This is a genomic window from Streptococcus sp. HMSC10A01 (assembly GCF_001807785.1).
Lineage (GTDB): Bacteria > Bacillota > Bacilli > Lactobacillales > Streptococcaceae > Streptococcus > Streptococcus gordonii.
Genome location: NZ_KV790970.1, coordinates 1 through 1,103, shown reverse-complemented (window position 1 = coordinate 1,103; position 1,103 = coordinate 1). Strand labels below are relative to the sequence as shown.

Sequence of the window (1,103 nt, the reverse complement as noted above, 5' to 3'; positions counted from 1 at the left end):
TAGTAGCTTTCTGTAGCTTTGTTTATCTAAAAAAACAATTCTTTTCTCCTTCCAAGCCAAAGGAGGAGTCCAGAAAGGAAACGCTTGTATATGATTCTTCGCTGAAAGATATCACTCTAACAAAAGATGGGCGCTATGTATTAGTTAGTCCCAATACTTTAAAGTGGCATTCTAATAATTTAAGAATTAGTCGGAACTACGTAGTCTCAACATTTATAACTTATGAGCACTTTTATGCAAAAAAGAATACTTTACCATCCGGTAAACTCAAAAAATTTGATATTATCACTTATGATTTACGTAAAAAAAATTTCGTTGAAAAGCGCATAGACCTCAAAAAGGCCGTAGAAGAATACGATTCAGATTACGGCTTGAGAGATGACGGGTCCCTCCAAGTAGTTGGTTCTAGCTTCTATTTTGAGGGTAAAGATTATGTACGGCTTTTTGTTTCAAAAAGAAAAAATTTAGAAGAAACAAAAAGCCTAGTATTAAATTTGGAAAATGGGAAATTGGCAGAGCTTAGTGAAGCGATGGAAGAAGTGAGTACCGCACAAAATAGTTTCCCTTCCCTATCCAGAACCAATCTCGATGATATTCTATATTTTAATGGATTTTCAGCTTCAAACAATTTAGGTTATATTAATGATAAAAAGGAGAACAAGATTGGGCAGGATATTAACTTTAGCCATGAGTTTCCTGACTTGGTCAAGCGTTTAAAGAAAAATAGAGTTACAAAAATTCTGTATCGAAGAGGCTTGGTTTCTCCTGCAGATTACTATGAAGATCTTCGCCATTGGTTTGCGCCAGTTGGTCAGGATAAGCTAGATATAGTCGCAAAGGATTATGAAACGAACGAAGAAACTCCTTTAAATAATTACCAAGAATTCATTGATTGGTCCAAAGCGGAAGCTCAAAAAGCACAGGAAAGCATAAACGCAAATAGGAAAAAAGAGACAAATTAATATGCCACAAATTTGCGAAACATCGTTTATCAACAGGCTTTGGCTGAAACGGGTAATAAGGACAATAAATGAATAAAAGAAAACAAATTATTTTAGTGATAGCTATCTTACTAGTAGCTTTCTGTAGCTTTGTTTATCTAA

1 pseudogene is annotated in these 1,103 nt (G+C 34.5%); it reads left to right on the top strand.

Features of this window, described 5'->3' with window-relative positions:
• Positions 1-962 (top strand): annotated as a pseudogene (locus HMPREF3108_RS10815) (hypothetical protein); the annotation flags it as partial.
• Between the last annotated feature and the right edge of the window lie 141 nt (positions 963-1,103).